The organism is Methylobacterium sp. J-068 (assembly GCF_022829445.1).
In the GTDB taxonomy this organism is placed as follows: domain Bacteria; phylum Pseudomonadota; class Alphaproteobacteria; order Rhizobiales; family Beijerinckiaceae; genus Methylobacterium.
In genome coordinates this window covers 108946-126744 of record NZ_JAKSXY010000083.1, presented here as the reverse complement: position 1 = coordinate 126744, position 17799 = coordinate 108946, and the positions used below count along the sequence as shown (strand labels likewise).

Below are 17799 nucleotides of genomic sequence, written 5' to 3'. Positions count from 1 at the left end.
CTATGGTGAAACTGGGGCGATTGCCGCCGAGCGGCGCGGCGGTTGCGGACGCGTCAGGGAGGTCCGGTTGCCGAAGAAGGCGTCGATCGCCTTGGCCATGCCGCCGGTGACCTCCGCCCGCCAGCCTTCCGACTGGAGCAGGTCGAGGTCGCGCTTGCTCGACAGGTAGCCGAGCTCCACGAGCACGGACGGCACGTCCGGCGAGCGCAGCACCATGAAGCCGGCCTCGCGGTGCGGCTTGGCGCTCATCTCCATCACGGGGCCGAGATGCGCCATCAGGCCCTTGGCGAAGCCGGAGGAGAAGGTGCGCGTCTCACGCAGGGTGAGTTCCTGGAGGATGTCGGCGACGTGTCCCGGCCCCTCGTTCGATTCGGTGCCGGCCGCCGCGTCGGCCCGGTTCTCGCGCTCCGCGAGCTTGGCCGATTCGGCGTCGGTCGCCTTCTCGGAGCCCGTGTAGATCGTGGCGCCGCGCACCTGCGGAGCCGACGAGATCGAATCGGCGTGGATCGAGACGAACAGGTCGGCCTTGGCCTCCCGCGCGATGCGGACGCGCTCGGAGAGCGGCACGAAGACGTCGCGGTCCCGGGTCATGCGCACCCGGTAACGGCCCCCGGCCTCCAGCCGGGACACCAGGGACTGCGCGAAACCGAAGACGATGTCCTTCTCGAACACGCCGGTGGCCGCGATGGCGCCCGGATCGGTGCCGCCATGGCCCGCATCGACCATGATCAGGGGACGGCTGTCGGTCGCCTCCGGGGCGGCCACGATCTTGCGCTGGGCCGGGGCCGGATCGCTGGCCACGGCCGCGCGGCGGAACCCCTCGCGGTCCGTGCGCTGGAACTCGATGCTCAGCAGCACGGCGCCGTCGCGCGGACGGGTCACGGTCTCGATCCGGCCGACGCTGGCGGGCTGGGCGAGGTCGACCACGATGCGCGAGCGGCCCGGCGCGAACAGGCCGTAGCGGAAGGAGGAGACCAGTCCGTCGCGCTTGCGCCCCGTCTCGGCGCCCAGCTGGAAGTTCACCTCGGCGAGGTCGATCACGGCCCGGTCGGGCCGCTCCATCACGAAGGCCCTGGCCTCGATGGCCTTGGAGAGCGTGAGCGTCAGCTTCGTGGTGGGGCCGGAGGTCGAGAGATCGGCCGCGATGGCGACGGCGGCCTGATTCACGCTCCGCGCCTTGTCGCCGTCCTGGGCCGCGGCCGGCAAACCTCCCGCCGGGAGCAAGGCGCCGGAGACCAAGATGCCGCAGACGATGAGCGCGAGGGAGCGCGGCAGGGGCGAGCGTCTCGGCATCGGTCCGGCTTCCCTTCCCTGGGGCTCAGGCCCACGAACCCGCTTCGGTGAGCGCTGCCTCTAAGGGATACGGACGGGATGGTTAACCGTTCCTCAAGTGGCGGCACCCACTTCGCCGGACCTTGTGGCCTGGCGGCGACAGGCCCTCGGCCGGCCGGACCCGGCGACACCGCGTCCCCCCCGTTGCGTGGCGGAATTAAGGACCTTGCCAAAACGTCGCGACGCTCTGTAATGGTAAGGTCCCCTTCCCGGTGTCGTGCGGTTTGCTCCGCGGCCCGCGGGCGCGGTCCGGCTTCCGGCAGGATCGCCTTCGCAGTCGGTTCCCCGCGTCAGACAATGCGGCGCTTCAAAGCCGGGTGGGAGTCGGTTCATTCGACGGCCGTTTTCGGCCGCCGCACCGTTTCTTTGGAATGCACGGCTTGCCTTCGGTCGAGCCCACACAGTCTTCGCGAGGTCAGGGAGAGAATGAGCGGACACACAGCATCGGTTGCCGTTGCTCGTGTTCAACGCCTGCGCGTTTCGCGTGGCGCCGCCTTCTCGTCGACCCTGGCCAGGATCAACCCCACGCGCGCCGAGATCCGGCGCCCAACGGCGGTTGACGGCAATCCCTTCCCCACAGCTTCCGCGACCCCACTCGCCGGGTCGTTACGCGTGCTGACCCTCCGGACCGACCTATCGGGACCGGGAGGCGCACCATCGGGACCGCGCGGTTCGAGGAGAACGACGTCGACCGCCATGTCGAAAGTTCGTCATGGCCAACAACAACAAGATGCTCATCGACGCGATGCACCCGGAGGAGACCCGGGTCGTCACGGTTCACGGATCCCGGGTTGAGGAATTCGACTTCGAAGCGGCCAACCGGCGCCAGCTTCGCGGGAACATCTATCTCGCCAAGGTGACGCGGGTGGAGCCGTCGCTCCAGGCCGCCTTCATCGAGTACGGCGGCAACCGCCACGGATTCCTCGCCTTCAGCGAGATCCACCCCGACTATTACCAGATCCCGCTGGCCGACCGTCAGGCCTTGCTCGAGGACGAGGCCCGCGAGGCGGAGGAGCATCGCGAGCGCGAGGAGCGCAAGCCCCGCCGCCGCTCGCGCGGCCGCCGTGACGGCAACGCGGCCAAGACGGCGCGCACCTCCGAGAGCGTGAGCAGCGAAGACGTCTCCGATCTCGCCACCTCGGTGCCCGAGAACGAGCCGGCCATCGGCGCCTCGGACGCGCTCCTGGAAGGCGGCCTCGACGCGTCCTCGCAGGCGATCGTTCCGGGCGGCGACGCCTCGGCCGACCTGCCGCAGGCCACCCTGGACGGGGGTGACACCGCCGAAACGCAGGATTCCGAGGCGCATGCCGCCGAGGGCCGGGCGACCGATGGGGGTGCCGACGAGGCGCCCGCGTCGGATGTCGAGGCCGGCGAGCCCTTGGCCATCGAGGGAGCCACCGCCGAGGCGCCGGTCGCGCCGGCCGCCGAGCTCGCGCTCGAAGCCGCCCCGATGGGCGAGAGCGCCGTCGCGGAGCCCGCATCCGAGGACGAGTCCGACGAGGACGACGATTCGGACGAGGACGACGAGGATTCGGACGACGAGTCCGAGGACGACGACGATTCCGACGACGATGAGGACGAGGACGACGAAGAATCCGAGGGCGAGGACGGTGAGCGTCGGCAGAAGATCGCCCAGGTCGGCGGCGATGCGCTGGCCGAGATCCCCGAGCGGCCGCGCACCTATCGCCGGCACTACAAGATCCAGGAGGTGATCAAGCGCCGCCAGATCATCCTGGTGCAGGTCGTCAAGGAAGAGCGCGGCACCAAGGGCGCGGCCCTCACCACCTACCTCTCGCTGGCCGGACGCTATTCCGTGCTGATGCCCAATACCGGTCGTGGCGGCGGCATCTCCCGCAAGATCACCAGCGCGGCCGATCGCAAGCGTCTCAAGGAAGTCGCGCAGGACCTGGAGGTGCCGGACGGCATGGGCGTCATCCTGCGCACGGCGGGCGCCTCGCGGACCAAGCCCGAGATCAAGCGCGACTTCGAGTACCTGATGCGCCTGTGGGAGAGCGTGCGCGAACTGACGCTGTCCTCCTCCGCTCCGGCGCTGGTCTACGAGGAAGGCTCGCTCATCAAGCGCGCCATCCGCGACCTCTACAACAAGGACATCGACGACATCCTCGTGGCGGGCGACGAGGCCTATCGCGAGGCGCGCGACTTCATGCGCATGCTGATGCCGGGCCAGTCCAAGGTCGTGCAGCCCTACCGCGATTCGACGCCGATCTTCGCCCGCTACGGGGTGGAGCAGCAGCTCGACGCGATGTTCTCCACGCACGTCACGCTGAAATCCGGCGGCTACCTCGTCATCAACCCGACGGAGGCGCTGGTCTCCATCGACGTGAACTCGGGCCGCTCGACCCGCGAGCACGACATCGAGGACACGGCGTTGCGCACCAACCTGGAGGCGGCCGAGGAGGTCGCGCGCCAGCTGCGCCTGCGCGATCTCGCCGGCCTCGTCGTGATCGACTTCATCGACATGGAGGAGAAGCGCAACAACCGCGCCGTCGAGAAGAAACTCAACGAGTGCTTGAAGAACGACCGCGCCCGCATCCAGGTCGGCCGCATCTCGCCCTTCGGCCTGCTGGAGATGAGCCGCCAGCGCATCCGCACCGGCATGCTGGAGAGCTCCTCCCTCCCCTGCGTGCATTGCGGCGGCTCGGGCTACGTCCGGGCGACCGCGTCGGTGGCGTTGCAGATCCTGCGCGCCATCGAGGAATCGCTCCTCAAGAGCGTCAGCCACAACCTCGTCCTGCGCACGCGCACCGAGGTGGCGCTCTACATCCTCAACCAGAAGCGCGCCCACCTGCGTGAGCTGGAGGTGCGCTTCGCCGTCTCCGTCACCATCGCGGCCGACGAGCGCCTGGCGGCCACCTCCGCGTTCCAGCTCGAACGGGGCGAGCCGGCATCCCGCGCCGAGGGGCCGGTGACGGGCGTGCGCGCCGTTGCGATCAGCTCGGCGCTGGCCCCCGAGGAGGATTTCGATCCGGAGATCGAGGAGGAGGTCGCCGAGGCCGAGGCCGAGGAGACCGAGACCGAGGCGTCTGAGGAAGCGCGCGAGAAGTCGTCCGAGGGCGGTGAGGGCCGTGGCGGTCGCCGCCGCCGCCGCCGCCGCCGGGGCGGACGCCACGAGACCGGCGAATCGTCCGGTGAAACCTCCCAGTCCGACGGCGAGGATGACGGTGAGGGCGAGGAGACCGACGAGGTCGCCGCCCAGGCCGAGGGCGACGAGGCCGTCTCGACGGTCGAGGCGCCCACCGCAGGCGAGGATGACGGCAGCGGGCGCCGCCGTCGTCGCGGCCGCCGGGGCGGTCGTGGCCGCGACCGCGAGGGACGTTCCCGCGACGGCGAGGCCGGCAACCAGGGCGACGAGGGCCGGGACGCCGATGTGGAGTCGGTCGGTTCCGTCTCGGGCGACGAGGGGGCGGCGGATGCGCCGTCCGCTTTCCTCGGCGGCGAGGAGCCGGTGAGCGCGGACGCGGTCGCCGCGGCCTCGTCCCACACCGATGCGCCGGTCGCGCAGGACAATCACCCCGACGCTTCGTCGGTCGAGGCGCCCGCCGCCGTGTCCGAGGATCTGCCGGTCGCGCCCGCGCCGGAGGCGGCTTCCGCCGAAGCGACCCCGGCGGCCGAGCCCGCCCCCGCTGCGGTGCCTACGCCGGAGCCGGTTGCGGTGGTGCTCACGCCCGCCGACCCGGACCGTCCGAAGCGCGCGGGCTGGTGGTCGCGCACCAAGGCGGCCCTCACCGGCGAGTGATCGACCGGTTCATTCGATGCAAGGCGGCGGGGCGGATCTCAAGGGTCCGCCCCGTTCTCGTTTCGGACGATCCGGCTCAGCGAAGCCAACCCTTCAGGCGGCGCACCGCGTCGACGCAGTCGGCCTGCGATCCGGCGAAGGAGAAGCGCACGTGGTGGCCGCCATCCACCGCGTCGAAATCGAGGCCCGGCGTCGCCGCGACGCCGGCCTCGTCGAGCATGCGCCGGCAGAAGGCGCTGGCGTCGTCGGTCAGGTTCGAGACGTCGGCATAGAGATAGAAGGCGCCGTCCGCCGGGTGCGTGCGTCCGAGGCCGAGGCCCGGGAAGGCATCGAGGAGCAGGGCGCGGTTCGCCGCGTAGCCGGCGCGCACCGCCTCGACCTCCTCCACCGCATCGAAGGCCGCCAGTGCCGCCACCTGCGAGAGGTAGGGCGCCGAGATGTAGAGGTTCTGGGCCAGGCGCTCCACCGGCCGGGCGAGCCAGTCCGGCACCACCATCCAGCCGATGCGCCAGCCGGTCATGCACCAGGTCTTCGAGAACGAATTGATGACGATCGCCTCGTCGTCGTAGCGCAAGGCCGTGTCGGTCGGCATGCCGTAGGCGAGCCCATGATAGATCTCGTCGGAGATGAAGCGCAGTCCGAGCTCGCGGGCCGTGGCGCAGAGATCGGCGAGGCGCTCGGGCTCGATCACCGTGCCGGACGGGTTGGCCGGGCTCATCACCAGGAGGCCGGACAAAGCCGCTCGCGCGTGCAGTGCCCGCAGGGCCGCGCCGGTCGGCGCGAATCGGTCGGCATCGCGCAACGTGAGCGGCGCCGGGATGAGGTCGAGGGCGTTGAGGAGGCTGCGATAGGCCGGGTAGCCCGGCTGCGGAACCGCGATGCGGGCGCCGGCATCGAACAGGGCGAGGAAGGCGAGGACGAATCCCGCCGACGAGCCCGTGGTCACGACGATCCGGCTCGGGGATACCGAGACGCCATAGGTCTCGGCATAATGGCGCGCGATGCGCTCGCGCAAGGACGGCAGGCCGAGCGCCTGGGTGTAGGGCAGCGCGCCGCTCGCCAGCGCGGATTGCGCGGCCGCGATCACCGCCCGGGGCGCCGGCGCGGAGGGTTGCCCCACTTCCATGTGGACGACTCCCTCGCCGCGCGCTTCGCGGGCGGCGGCGGCCGACATCACGTCCATGGCGAGGAAGGGGGCGACGCGCGCCGCCCGCCGGGAGGATTGATTCACGGTCAGGATCGGGGACTGGGTCATCCGCTTCGTCATAGCCGCAGCCCGTGTTCGAGGCCAAACCGCGAATCGGCAATTGACCGGCCGCCGCGAAAACGCCTAACCCGGCGGCTATTCGCACGCCCTGCCGATCGCGATGTGCGAACCGCGATCTGTGAAAGACGACTCCCCGATGGCCGGCCTACGCTTGACCGGTCCCGCCCCGCGAGGACGTATGCCCCTCTTCCGTTCCCTGATCTGCGCAACGATCCTCGCCGGCACCCTGGGGGCCGCGCATGCCCAGACCACGCCGAGCCAGGTCACACCGAGCCAGACCGCTCCGGCCGCCGCCGCCTTCACGGATGCGCAGCGCCAGGCGATCGAGGGCATCATCAAGGATTACCTCGTCAAGAACCCCGACGTCCTGCAGGAGGCGATCGCCGAGGGCGAGCGCCGGCAGCAGGAGACCCAGAAGCTCGCCCAGTCGGCGGCCCTGAAGGAGGCCCGCGAGGCCCTGGTCAACTCGCCCCACGGCGTGGTCGTCGGCAATCCGAGCGGCGACGTCACGATGGTCGAATTCTTCGATTACAATTGCGGCTACTGCCGCAAGGCGCTCGCCGACATCCAGGCGCTGATCAAGGGTGATCCGAAGCTGCGCGTCGTCCTCAAGGACTTCCCCGTGCTCGGCGCCGAATCGCTCGAGGCCAGCAAGGTCGCCCTGGCGGCCAAGCAGCAGTTGAAGGGCGACAAGCTCTTCGAGTTCCACACCAAGCTCCTCGAATCGAAGGGCCGGGTGAACGGCGAGCGCGCCCTGGCCGTCGGCAAGGAGATGGGGCTCGACGTGGCCCGCCTGACGAAGGACGCGCAGGGCCCCGAGGTGAAGGCGGCCCTCTCGGAGAATGTGGGCCTCGGCGACAAGCTCGGCCTCTCGGGCACGCCCGCCTTCATCATCGGCGACGAGGTGATCCCCGGCGCCGTCGGCGCCGAGCCGATCCGCAAGATCATCACCGACGTGCGTCAGTGCGGCCACGCCACCTGCTGACCGCCTCCGCCCCATGACCCGGTAGGCCGCGCCACGTCCGCCCGGCCGCCGACACCCTGAAACCACGCGACCGCAACCTGCGACCGACCCTGAAGACGACCGAGCCGATGCCCAAGGAGCCGATGTCCAAGAACGACCCCTTCGATCCCGAGCTCGTGCGCGAGCTCGCCAAGCTCATCAACGAAACCGATCTCAGCGAGATCGAGGTCGAGAAGGGGGATCTGCGCATCCGCGTCGCCCGCCGCGTCGAGACGGTCCAGGTGCAGGTGGCGGCCCCCGCCCCCGCGATGGCCGCCGTCGCCGCGCCGACCCCTGCCCCCGTCTCGGGGCCCGGCGGGTCGGTCGAGCGCGGCAAGGCCGGCGCGGGTCATCCCGGCGCGGTGCCCTCGCCGATGGTCGGCACCGCCTATCGCCGTCCCTCGCCGGACGCCAAGCTGTTCGTCGATGTGGGCTCCACGGTCCAGGTTGGTGAGAAGCTCCTCCTCATCGAGGCGATGAAGACCTTCAACGAGATCGTGGCGCCGCGCGCCGGCACCGTCACCGCCGTCTTCGTCGAGGACGGCCAGCCCGTCGAGTTCGGCGAACCCCTCCTCGTCATCGAGTGAGCGGGGCCGCGCCGATGTTTGACAAGATCCTGATCGCCAACCGGGGCGAGATCGCCCTGCGCATCCTGCGCGCGGCCAAGGAACTCGGGATCGCCACGGTGGCGGTCCACTCCACCGCCGACGCCGATGCCATGCACGTGCGCCTCGCCGACGAGAGCGTCTGCATCGGCCCGCCCTCCGCCCGGGACAGCTACCTCAACATTCCCTCGATCATCGCGGCCTGCGAGATCACGGGCGCGGATGCCGTGCATCCGGGCTATGGCTTCCTGTCCGAGAACGCCCGCTTCGCCGAGGTGCTCGCCCACCACAATATCGGCTTCATCGGCCCCAAGGCGGAGCACATCCGCATCATGGGCGACAAGATCGAGGCCAAGCGCACGGCCAAGCGCCTCGGCATCCCCTGCGTGCCCGGTTCGGAGGGCGGCGTCGAGGATCCGGAAGAGGCCAAGCGGATCGCGGCCGAGATCGGCTATCCCGTGCTGGTGAAGGCCGCCTCCGGGGGCGGCGGTCGCGGCATGAAGGTGGCCCGCACCGAGGCGGACCTGGAGCAGGCGCTGGGCATGGCCCGCACCGAGGCCAAGGCCGCCTTCGGCGACGACGCAGTCTATCTGGAGAAGTATCTGGAGAAGCCGCGCCACATCGAAGTTCAGGTTCTCGGTGACGGGCGCGGCAACGCGGTTCACCTCGCCGAGCGCGACTGCTCGCTCCAGCGCCGGCACCAGAAGGTCTGGGAGGAAGGCGGCTCGCCCGTGCTGAACGCCGAGATGCGCGCCGAGATCGGCGGCATCTGCGCCCGCGCGATGCAGGAACTTCAGTATCTCGGCGCCGGCACGGTGGAGTTCCTTTACGAGGACGGGCGGTTCTACTTCATCGAGATGAACACCCGCATCCAGGTCGAGCACCCGGTCACCGAGATGATCACCGGGATCGACCTCGTGAACGAGCAGATCCGGGTTGCGGCCGGCCTGCCCCTCTCCGTGACCCAGGACGAGATCCGCGTCGAGGGCCATGCCATCGAGTGCCGGATCAACGCCGAGCACCCGGCGACCTTCCGGCCCTCCCCCGGCCTGATCACCTACTTCCATCCGCCGGGCGGGCTCGGTGTCCGGGTCGATTCGGCGGCGTTCCAGGGCTACCGCATCCCGCCGCACTACGATTCGCTGATCGGCAAGCTGATCGTGCACGGGCGCACTCGCAACGAGTGCCTGATGCGGCTGCGCCGGGCGCTCGACGAGTTCGTGGTCGACGGCGTGGACACGACCCTGCCGCTGTTCCGGGCCCTGGTGCGGAACGCCGATGTCCTGAACGGTGCCTACGACATCCACTGGCTGGAGAAGTTCCTGGCCGAAGGTGGGCTCGCCGACGCGTAGGATGTCGCGCCCGGATCCGCCGTCGCGAGCGTGACGGGAACGAGTGCGCCCGACGCTCGTTTCCGCTCGTCTTCTGCGGCTTGCGCCTCACGGTCCGGATGAGGCGGCGCCCGATACCGGAGAACGATCGACCGTGCGCCTGACTACCTGCCTCCTCACGAGCCTGCTGCTCGCCACCCCTGCCCTCGCTCAGTCGCCGTCCGGCAATGTGAGCCAGCCCGAGCGGAGCGTCCCGCAGGCCGGGAGCACCAGCAACGGCCCGATCAACAAGCCGTCGACCCGAGACATGGCCCCCACGGGCGGCACCGCCGTCGCGCCTGCCGGCGAGAACGGCATGAGCCCGGGCGTGGGTGCGGTGGATTCCGCCAAGGGCGGAAACGCGAACGAGACCAACCGCCCGGTCCCGAACACAGGTGGGACCTCGGGCGGTCCGGCCCGCTGACCGGTCATCGACGCAGGACCCGATGAGATTACGAAGCCGGCCCCGCGAGGGGCCGGCTTCTTATTATTTCAGGAGGCCCCTTACCCAGCGACCATCGGTGTGCGATTGCGCACAATCGTGTTGCGCGCTACTTTCTTGCAAAATGAGCCTTATGAGTTCTTTTGGTCTGGATTTCTCGGCATTTTCGTGCGTGAAAGATCTGTTTCAATGCAAATTGAGCCGTTCGGCAAGGAAAAATATCCTCTTTCTCTGCCACGCCCCGCGGGCTGACCGTTGCCGGCGAACGAACTGGTGGAACGTGTTGCTCCGGCAGGACTTCTCATCCCACGCCGGTCAGGCGGGGACGACCCGGGCATCACCTGCCCGGCGGCGAGCGTCCCGCCAAGCGACTGGATTTTCCTAAACAATGGACGTTCGACCTACGATGCGCATCTTTAGCCTCACCCTCGCCGCGGCCTCCCTCATGGCCACCGCTGCCCTCGCCCAGTCGCCGTCGGGCAATGTCGGTCAACCCGAGCGCTTCGTTCCCCAGGCGGGCAGCACCACGCGCGGCCCCATCGACAACCCGTCGGTCTACGGCGCCTACCGCAATGCCGATGGTTTCGTCGACATGGACGTCACCGGCACCGTGACGGAGGCGCCCTTCGGCTCGAACCGTGAGGCGATCTTCGAGGATTCCGCCAAGGGCGGAAACGCCGAGCAGCCGAATCGCACCGTGCCGAACCTTGGCACGACGGCGGGTGGCCCGAACTACTGATCGCCGCGCTCAGGCGACGGATCGCGGGCGGGGCCGATGGGCCCCGCCCTTTTTCGTGTCCGAAAACCGGTTTGCGGCCGGTGCGCCCTGGCCTTCCGCCGCGCCCCGCATCAAAATCCCGCCATGTATGATGGCGACCGCGTTGAGATCACGCCCGAGATTCTGCTGAAGGCGTATGCGGCCGGGATCTTCCCGATGGCGGAAGATGCCGACGATCCCGCGATCTACTGGGTCGAGCCGCGCGCGCGCGGCGTTCTGCCTCTCGACGGGTTCCACGTGTCGAAGCGCTTGGCCCGCACCGTCCGGTCCGACGTGTTCGAGGTTCGCATCGACCAGGATTTCGATGCCGTGATCGCCGGCTGCGCGGCACCGCGCGCCAATGCGGAGCGGACCTGGATCAACCGGCGCATCCATGACCTCTACGGCGCCCTGTTCGACGCCGGTCACGCGCACACGGTCGAAGTCTTCTCGGAGGGCCAGCGCGTGGGGGGCCTCTACGGCGTCTCCCTCGGGGCCGCGTTCTTCGGCGAGAGCATGTTCCACACCGCGCGGGATGCCTCGAAGGTGGCGCTCGTCCACCTCGTCGCGCGGCTGCGCGCCGGCGGCTATCGCCTCGCCGACACCCAATTCGTCACCGATCATCTGAGCCAGTTCGGTGCCGAGGAGGTTCCGAGACACATCTACAAGCGCCGGCTCGCCGAGGCGATCGCCTTGCCGGCAAACTGGGCTGTCTGGCCGGGTGACGGCTCCCTGTCCGGGCGCGACGTGCTCGCGGCCCTCGGCGTAACCTGAAACTCCGGCCCAACCGTCAGCGAAACAGGGCGTCGAAGAGTGATTGCGGCTGTTGCGGCGGTGGTGCCGGAGCCGGGCCCTCGTTGGACGGGAAGAACTTTCGCGAGGGTTTCTGCTTCGGCTGGACGGGGACGCCGCGTGGCGCCTCGACATCCACCTGCCCGTTCGGGTTGACCTGCTGGGCGGTCCGCGTGGCGTCCGCGTTGCCCTTGGGCCGGCGCGCCTTCTCGGGCTTGGAGGCCATGGCGGGCATGTCCTCCTGCTCGCGCGCCTCGGCGATCACGTCGCTGCCGCCCTTACAATCGACCAGCCAGACGTCGTAGATCGGATGCTCGATCGCGTGCAGGCCGGGGCTCGCGGCGAACATCCAACCCGTGAAGATGCGGCGGTACTTGTTGTCGAGGGTGACCTCGTCGACTTCGAGGAAGCCGGTGGTCTTCGGACTCTCGGTCGGCGGCCGGCTGTAGCAGACGCGGGGCGTCAATTGCAGCGCGCCGAACTGCACCGTCTCGTCCACCGCCACCTCGAAGGAGACGATGCGCCCGGTGATCTTGTCGAGGCCGGAGAAGACGGCGGTGGGGTTCTTGATCTTGTCGGCGGAAGCCGGAAGGGCGAGCAGGCCGGTCGCGATCACGGCGAGAAGGAGGCGCTTGACCACGGGGCGGGACGATCCTGCTGTGCTGCGGCTCACGGGCGAACCCCTCTCCAATGCGCTCCCGGGGGGAAGCGGCGGCGCGAGGATCGGATTAGACCGGAGAAGATTGGTGGAAAAAGGGCCGCTGGCCCCCGCTATCCGGGCTCAGTTGCCCGGGCTCCAGGGCACGTAGTCGCCCGTCGCGGCCGGCCGCTGGCCGACATTGAGCTGAGACCCCCGCGGCCGGTAGGCGCCGCTGGTCCCGGTCAGGTTCTCGACGTGAGGCTTCTGCCACGCCCGCGGCGCGTAGGTGCCCTCGCTCGGAGGCACGTCGCCGTTGTGGCAGAGCCAGGCGCGCCAGCCGGGCGGCACCTTCGAGGCGTCGGCGTAGCCCTTGTAGACCACCCAGCGCCGCTCGCTGCCGACCGAGCGGTCGATCAGCGGTCCCTGCGCCCGGTAATAGACGTTGCCGAGATCGTCCGTACCGACGAGCTGCCCGCGCCGCGCGGTGTAGAGGGCGAGCGACATGGTCTGCCCGTTCCACCAGGTGAAGATGCGCAGGAGCGTGTCCTTGAGAGCCATCGCGTTCGCCTGAAAGGGGCATGCGCCCCGCCTTCGTTGTTCGCGCGGACTATGGTGACGCGGTCCCGCGAAGTCCAGCCGTCGAGTCGGGCCGCGACGCCGCTGCGGGGAGAGGCGCGTTGCGGCGCAAATCCCACACCTGCGGCCGTTAACCATTCCGCGACCCGCCGCGATCGCGGCACGGCCTGTGGGCGGAAAATTTTTCGCGTTCGAATCCGCGAACCCGAAAGGGCACTTATCGAGACGCCCGCGATATCCACAGCTTTAACGCGAGACCCACTACATCTAGCCAGGAACATGCAGCCGGCACACTAGTTATTGACGTGAGACCCCAGGACGGCATACCTTTGGATGGTCGCCGAGGCTGTCGCGTCACCGGCGGTTCACCAAATTCTCGACACGAATTTCAGCGCCGCGCGGCGTTCGCGGGCGCTTGCCTTCATCATTCTTGGACACGGTGCCGCGCGCGAGCCGCCGGTACGGGAGACAGGTTCCATGCGGTTCGAGCGACGCCACACCACGGCCGGGCAATCGCCCTACGCGACGATTCCCTTTCGCAAGACCCTGAGCGAGATCCGCAACCCGGACGGCTCCACGGTCTTCCGCCTCGACGGTATCGAGGTGCCGGAGAGCTGGTCGCAGGTGGCCAGCGACGTGCTCGCGCAGAAGTATTTCCGCAAGGCCGGCGTGCCCGCGGCCCTGCGGCGGATCGAGGAGAACGACGTGCCGTCGTTCCTGTGGCGTTCGGAGCCCGACCTCGCCGCCCTCGCCGAGCTTCCCGAGGTCGAGCGCTACGTCTCCGAGATCTCCTCGACGCAGGTCTTCGACCGGCTGGCGGGCTGCTGGACCTATTGGGGCTGGAAGGGCGGCTACTTCACCTCCGAGGAGGACGCCTCCGCGTTCCTCGACGAGCTGCGCTTCATGCTCGCCCGGCAGATGGTGGCGCCGAACTCGCCGCAATGGTTCAACACCGGCCTACACTGGGCCTACGGCATCGACGGCCCGGCGCAGGGCCACTATTACGTCGATTACCGCAGCGGTGAGCTGACGAAGTCGGCCTCCTCCTACGAGCATCCGCAGCCGCACGCCTGCTTCATCCAGGGCGTGCAGGACGATCTCGTGAACGAGGGCGGCATCATGGACCTGTGGGTCCGCGAGGCGCGCCTGTTCAAGTACGGCTCCGGCACCGGCTCGAACTTCTCGATGCTGCGCGGCGAGAACGAGAAGCTCGGCGGCGGCGGCAAATCCTCCGGCCTGATGTCCTTCCTCAAGATCGGCGACCGGGCGGCCGGCGCGATCAAGTCGGGCGGCACCACCCGGCGCGCGGCCAAGATGGTCATCGTCGACATCGACCACCCCGACATCGAGCAGTACATCGACTGGAAGGTGAAGGAGGAGCAGAAGGTCGCCGCCCTGGTGACAGGCTCCAAGATCGTCTCCAAGCATCTCACCGCCGTGATGAAGGCCTGCACGCAGTGCGAGGCCGAGGGCGACGCCTGCTTCGACCCCGAGCGCAACCCGGCCCTGAAGAAGGCCGTGAAGGCCGCCCGCAAGGACATGGTGCCGGATTCCTATACCAAGCGAGTCATCCAGTTCGCCCGCCAGGGATTCACCAAGATCGACTTCCCCGTCTACGACACCGACTGGGATTCCGAGGCCTACCTCACGGTGGCGGGCCAGAACTCCAACAACTCCGTCTCCCTCACCGACGACTTCCTGCGCGCAGTCGAGAACGACTCGCCCTGGGAGCTGAAGGCCCGCACCACCGGCAAGACCACCAAGACCCTGCCGGCCCGAGAACTCTGGGAGAAGATCGGCGAGGCCGCCTGGGCCTCGGCCGATCCGGGCCTGCACTTCAACACCACCATGAACGACTGGCACACCTGCCCGGCGGGCGGGCGCATCCGCGCCTCGAATCCGTGCTCCGAGTACATGTTCCTCGACGACACCGCCTGCAATCTGGCGTCGGCCAACCTGCTGACGATGTACGACCGCGCCACGAACCATTTCGACGTCGCCGCCTTCGAGCACCTCAACCGCCTCTGGACGGTGGTGCTCGAGATCTCGGTGATGATGGCGCAATTCCCCTCGAAGGAGATCGCCGAACTCTCGTTCCGCTACCGGACGCTGGGCCTCGGCTACGCCAATATCGGCGGCCTGCTGATGAGCATGGGCCTGCCCTACGACTCGGACAAGGGGCGTGCGCTCGCCGGTGCGCTCACCGCGATCATGACGGGCGTGGCCTATGCCACCTCCGCCGAGATGGCGGGTGAACTCGGGGCCTTCCCGGCCTACGAGGAGAACGCGGACGCCATGCTCAAGGTGATCCGCAACCACCGCCGCGCCGCGCATGGCGAGGCGAAGGGCTACGAGTTCCTCTCGATCGCCCCCGTGCCCCTCGACCTCGCCAACGTGCCCCAGGCCGACATCGCCGAGCGGGCCAAGCACGCCTGGGACCGCGCCCTGGCGCTCGGCGAGGAGCACGGCTACCGCAACGCGCAGGCCACCGTGATCGCGCCCACCGGCACGATCGGCCTCGTGATGGATTGCGACACGACAGGCATCGAGCCCGACTTCGCGCTCGTGAAATTCAAGAAACTCGCCGGCGGCGGCTACTTCAAGATCATCAACCGCGCCGTGCCGGACGCCCTGCGCACCCTCGGCTACCGCGAATCCGAGATCGCCGAGATCGAGGCCTACGCCGTCGGCCACGGCTCGATGGGCCAAGCCCCGGCGATCAACCCCGGGTCGCTCCGCGCCAAGGGGTTCACCGACGACAAGCTCGCGGCGATCGAGGCGGGCCTGAAGTCGGCCTTCGACATCAAGTTCGTCTTCAACCGCTGGACGCTGGGCGACGACTTCCTCAAGGACGTGCTCAAGGTCCCGGCCGAGAAGCTGTCAGACCCGACCTTCGAGATCCTGCCCTTCCTCGGCTATTCGCGGAAGGACATCGAGGCGGCCAACACGCATATCTGCGGTGCGATGACCCTGGAGGGTGCCCCCATCCTCAAGCTCGAGCACTACGCGGTGTTCGACTGCGCCAACCCGTGCGGGCGCATCGGCAAGCGCTACCTCTCGGTGGAGAGCCACATCCGCATGATGGCGGCGGCCCAGCCCTTCATCTCGGGCGCCATCTCCAAGACCATCAACATGCCCAACGACGCCACGGTCGAGGATTGCAAGAACGCCTACCGGCTGTCCTGGACCCTGGCGCTGAAGGCCAATGCCCTCTACCGCGACGGCTCGAAGCTGTCCCAGCCCCTGAACTCGGCGCTGATCGCCGACGAGGAGGACGATGCCGACGAGATCATCGAGGCCCTGATCGCGGCCCCGGCCGCCGCCAAGGCCGCCCAGGTCGCCGAGAAGATCGTCGAGCGGGTGATCGAGCGGGTCGAGCGCATCCGCTCGCGCGAGAAGATGCCCCATCGTCGCAAGGGCTACACCCAGAAGGCGGTGGTCGGCGGACACAAGGTCTATCTGCGCACCGGCGAGTACGATGACGGGCGCCTCGGCGAGATCTTCATCGACATGCACAAGGAGGGCGCCACCTTCCGCAGCCTGATGAACAACTTCGCCATCGCGATCTCGCTGGGCCTGCAATACGGGGTGCCGCTGGAGGAATACGTCGAGGCCTTCACCTTCACCCGCTTCGAGCCGGCGGGCTTCGTGCAGGGCAACGACGCGATCAAGAACGCGACCTCGCTCCTCGACTACGTGTTCCGCGAGCTCGCCGTGTCCTATCTCGGCCGCGCCGACCTCGCCCACGTCAACCCGTCCGAGATCGGCGGCACGGTGATCGGCGGCGGTGAGACCGACACGACCCGGGAGCCCGGCCGGACGGAAGCGACCGCGTCGAGCGTCGTCTCCCGTGGGCTGCTCCGCGGTTCGGCCGACCGGCTCACCCTGATCCAGGGCGGTCCCGCCGGTGGCACCGTCGGAATCGGCGCCGGGTCCGCCGGCCAGACCAGCCCGGCCGGCGGCGTGGTGCATGCGCTTCGGGGCGCGACGGCCCTCAAGGCCGAACCGATCCCGGCGGGCCACGCCGAGGCCCTCGTCGACGCCCTCCCCTTCGCGAAGCCGGAACGCTCGGTCTCCGACCGCCGCGCCGAGGCGAAGATGAAGGGCTATGTCGGCGAGGCCTGCCCGGAATGCGCGAACTTCACGCTCGTGCGCAACGGAACCTGCCTGAAGTGCGACACGTGCGGCGGGACGACCGGCTGCTCGTAGGTCTCTCCGTCATCGGATCACACCTGTCGGAACGCCTGATGTGCGTGCGTGCCGACAGGAGGTCTGTCCCTGGAGGACGGTGATGTGCGTCCGAGAGGATCGGACGCGCCGCGCGGGCCCTTGGCGAGAAACGCACCGGCCGCTTCTACGGCGGGTCGCTGAGGAGAGCATCGAAGGTGCCGTCCATCCCCCTCCGAAGGGCGGGAGATGGTCGGTGCGAACGACCCCGGGCGACCGAAACCATTCGGTCGCCCGGATCGCTGGCGGAACAAAACGGGCACACGGAAATCGACCAGCTCAGGGTCGATGCCAAATCGAGACGCCGACGATGGACCTCTTCGACGGCGGCCATAGCAGACGGCGGCCATAGCGGACGGCGATCGACCGCGCGCCGATGGGGCATCCCGGCAGACCCGAAGAGATCCCGGATGCGGTCTCGTGGATGCGATCGGGCCCTTCTGCATTCGTCACCGGCACCTCGGTCGATGGCGGATGGTCGCTGCGCGGAGCCGTCCCGAGACGATCGCGGCGGCTTCCTCGGGAGGTCGCCGCCGATGTCGGCCATGGGTTCAGCGGTCGCTTGGCTCATGGTCGAGCTTTCCGAGCGCACGGACGAGGGCCGGCTCCATCGTCCGGAGTTCCTCGAGATGCGCCGCCGTCAATTCGGCGAGGATGGTTTCCGCGCGCGGCGTGAGCGAGAGCTCCATCCGCCTCCCGTCCAGCGCGCCCCTCGTCTTTGTCAGGAGCGATGCCTCGACCATGCGCGAGACGAGTTCGGCGGCAGTGTGCGGGGCGATCAGCAGCCGCTCGGCCAGCATCCCGACAGTGGGCGCGTCCGACCCCGCATGGCCCGCGATGGCGAGCAGCGCCTGATGTTGCTGGTGCGGAAGGCCCGCCTGCTGCGCGGCCGCCTCGCTGAACGCCAGGAAACGGCGGAGCTGATAGCGGAAGGTCGCGATGGCCGCGTATTGTTCGCGTGACAGGGCCTCCCGTGTCGGCCGGTTCGCAGACATCTCGAGATCCTCCGCTTCGCGGGCTGTATTATATCG

13 protein-coding genes are annotated in these 17799 nt (G+C 68.9%); 8 read left to right on the top strand and 5 right to left on the bottom strand.

Annotation, left to right across the window (positions count from 1 at the left end):
- Nucleotides 1–1293, bottom strand: a complete 1293-nt coding sequence (locus MKK54_RS13165; protein ID WP_244011414.1) for an N-acetylmuramoyl-L-alanine amidase — start codon at nt 1291–1293, stop codon at nt 1–3.
- A 751-nt stretch (nt 1294–2044) separates the two neighbouring features.
- Between MKK54_RS13165 and MKK54_RS13160 the strand changes: the two genes are divergently transcribed.
- A complete protein-coding gene (locus tag MKK54_RS13160; protein ID WP_244011413.1) occupies nt 2045–5089 on the top strand; it encodes a ribonuclease E/G in 3045 nt (1014 codons plus the stop codon).
- Between the two features lie 76 nt (nt 5090–5165).
- Here the strand turns inward: MKK54_RS13160 and MKK54_RS13155 are convergent, their stop codons facing one another.
- Complete coding sequence (locus MKK54_RS13155; protein WP_244011412.1) at nt 5166–6344, bottom strand: pyridoxal phosphate-dependent aminotransferase; 1179 nt, start codon at nt 6342–6344, stop codon at nt 5166–5168.
- 190 nt (nt 6345–6534) lie between these two features.
- On the opposite strand from MKK54_RS13155, the gene MKK54_RS13150 reads away from it, so the two are divergent.
- From MKK54_RS13150 to aat, 6 genes are all read left to right on the top strand, one after another.
- Nucleotides 6535–7341: a DsbA family protein gene (locus tag MKK54_RS13150; RefSeq protein WP_244011411.1), complete on the top strand. Its 807-nt coding sequence runs from the start codon at nt 6535–6537 to the stop codon at nt 7339–7341.
- Between the two features lie 122 nt (nt 7342–7463).
- Nucleotides 7464–7946: an acetyl-CoA carboxylase biotin carboxyl carrier protein gene (accB, locus tag MKK54_RS13145; RefSeq protein WP_244011410.1), complete on the top strand. Its 483-nt coding sequence runs from the start codon at nt 7464–7466 to the stop codon at nt 7944–7946.
- 14 nt (nt 7947–7960) lie between these two features.
- Nucleotides 7961–9316: an acetyl-CoA carboxylase biotin carboxylase subunit gene (gene accC, locus MKK54_RS13140; protein WP_244011409.1), complete on the top strand. Its 1356-nt coding sequence runs from the start codon at nt 7961–7963 to the stop codon at nt 9314–9316.
- Between the two features lie 133 nt (nt 9317–9449).
- The gene (locus MKK54_RS13135; RefSeq protein WP_244011408.1) at nt 9450–9758 is read left to right on the top strand and encodes a hypothetical protein; all 309 of its coding nucleotides are present in this window, start codon (nt 9450–9452) and stop codon (nt 9756–9758) included.
- 424 nt (nt 9759–10182) lie between these two features.
- Nucleotides 10183–10515, top strand: a complete 333-nt coding sequence (locus tag MKK54_RS13130) for a hypothetical protein (protein ID WP_244011407.1) — start codon at nt 10183–10185, stop codon at nt 10513–10515.
- A 123-nt stretch (nt 10516–10638) separates the two neighbouring features.
- Nucleotides 10639–11307: a leucyl/phenylalanyl-tRNA--protein transferase gene (gene aat / locus MKK54_RS13125; protein WP_244011406.1), complete on the top strand. Its 669-nt coding sequence runs from the start codon at nt 10639–10641 to the stop codon at nt 11305–11307.
- A gap of 16 nt (nt 11308–11323) precedes the next feature.
- On the opposite strand, the gene MKK54_RS13120 is transcribed toward aat, so the two are convergent.
- Together MKK54_RS13120 and MKK54_RS13115 are read right to left on the bottom strand one after the other, a co-directional pair.
- Nucleotides 11324–11965, bottom strand: a complete 642-nt coding sequence (locus tag MKK54_RS13120) for a DUF2155 domain-containing protein (protein ID WP_244011405.1) — start codon at nt 11963–11965, stop codon at nt 11324–11326.
- Between the two features lie 141 nt (nt 11966–12106).
- Nucleotides 12107–12523 carry an NADH:ubiquinone oxidoreductase subunit NDUFA12 gene (locus MKK54_RS13115; protein ID WP_244011404.1) on the bottom strand — a complete coding sequence of 139 codons (417 nt, stop codon included), beginning with the start codon at nt 12521–12523 and terminating at the stop codon, nt 12107–12109.
- Nucleotides 12524–13018: 495 nt separating this feature from the next.
- On the opposite strand from MKK54_RS13115, the gene MKK54_RS13110 reads away from it, so the two are divergent.
- Nucleotides 13019–16750 (top strand): vitamin B12-dependent ribonucleotide reductase, encoded by a 3732-nt coding sequence (locus tag MKK54_RS13110; RefSeq protein WP_244011403.1) that lies wholly within the window; start codon nt 13019–13021, stop codon nt 16748–16750.
- A gap of 569 nt (nt 16751–17319) precedes the next feature.
- Here MKK54_RS13110 and MKK54_RS13105 read toward each other — a convergent pair.
- A complete protein-coding gene (locus tag MKK54_RS13105) occupies nt 17320–17763 on the bottom strand; it encodes a MarR family winged helix-turn-helix transcriptional regulator (protein WP_244011402.1) in 444 nt (147 codons plus the stop codon).
- Nucleotides 17764–17799 lie beyond the last annotated feature (36 nt).

Bases quoted from the DNA above. Each gene is read 5' to 3' on its own strand.
- MKK54_RS13165 (WP_244011414.1), bottom strand. From the start codon at position 1,293: ATGCCGAGACGCTCGCCCCTGCCGCGCTCCCTCGCGCTCATCGTCTGC.
- MKK54_RS13160 (WP_244011413.1), top strand. From the start codon at position 2,045: ATGGCCAACAACAACAAGATGCTCATCGACGCGATGCACCCGGAGGAG.
- MKK54_RS13155 (WP_244011412.1), bottom strand. From the start codon at position 6,344: ATGACCCAGTCCCCGATCCTGACCGTGAATCAATCCTCCCGGCGGGCG.
- MKK54_RS13150 (WP_244011411.1), top strand. From the start codon at position 6,535: ATGCCCCTCTTCCGTTCCCTGATCTGCGCAACGATCCTCGCCGGCACC.
- accB (WP_244011410.1), top strand. From the start codon at position 7,464: ATGTCCAAGAACGACCCCTTCGATCCCGAGCTCGTGCGCGAGCTCGCC.
- accC (WP_244011409.1), top strand. From the start codon at position 7,961: ATGTTTGACAAGATCCTGATCGCCAACCGGGGCGAGATCGCCCTGCGC.
- MKK54_RS13130 (WP_244011407.1), top strand. From the start codon at position 10,183: ATGCGCATCTTTAGCCTCACCCTCGCCGCGGCCTCCCTCATGGCCACC.
- aat (WP_244011406.1), top strand. From the start codon at position 10,639: ATGTATGATGGCGACCGCGTTGAGATCACGCCCGAGATTCTGCTGAAG.
- MKK54_RS13115 (WP_244011404.1), bottom strand. From the start codon at position 12,523: ATGGCTCTCAAGGACACGCTCCTGCGCATCTTCACCTGGTGGAACGGG.
- MKK54_RS13110 (WP_244011403.1), top strand. From the start codon at position 13,019: ATGCGGTTCGAGCGACGCCACACCACGGCCGGGCAATCGCCCTACGCG.
- MKK54_RS13105 (WP_244011402.1), bottom strand. From the start codon at position 17,763: ATGTCTGCGAACCGGCCGACACGGGAGGCCCTGTCACGCGAACAATAC.